Source organism: Pseudomonas sp. GOM6, assembly GCF_029537485.1.
Classification (GTDB): domain Bacteria; phylum Pseudomonadota; class Gammaproteobacteria; order Pseudomonadales; family Pseudomonadaceae; genus Aquipseudomonas.
The window spans coordinates 1-324 of the sequence record NZ_JARPUS010000045.1 but is presented as its reverse complement, the minus strand read 5'-3'; the positions used below and the strand labels follow the sequence as shown (position 1 = coordinate 324).

Genomic DNA, 324 nt, shown 5'->3' with positions numbered 1-324 from the left:
CCCCCCCCCCCCCCCCCCCCCCCCCCCCCCCCCCCCCCCCCCCCCCCCCGCCCCCCCCCCCCCCCCCCCCCCCCCCCCCCCCCCCCCCCCCCCCCCCCCCCCCCCTCGTTGGCGGTAACGGTGATGGTCGGTGCGTCATCGACGGCGGTGACGACGGGTGTGTCGCTGCCGGTGCCGGTCTTGGTGGCATCGTTGTTCTGGGTGACGCGCAGGTTCACCGCGGATGCCGAAAATGATGCCGTCACCGTCAGCTTCAACACCAACAGTGCTCACTACATCCTGAGCAATGGCCAGGTTGTCCTGACCCAGGCTGGTGTGGATGTC

Annotated in this window: 1 protein-coding gene; it reads left to right on the top strand. The window is 73.5% G+C overall.

Features of this window, described 5'->3' with window-relative positions; all coding sequences use genetic code 11:
• Positions 1-123 precede the first annotated feature (123 nt).
• A partial coding sequence (locus P7A97_RS20555; RefSeq protein ID WP_277692353.1) for a hypothetical protein occupies positions 124-324 on the top strand: 201 nt, incomplete at its 3' end.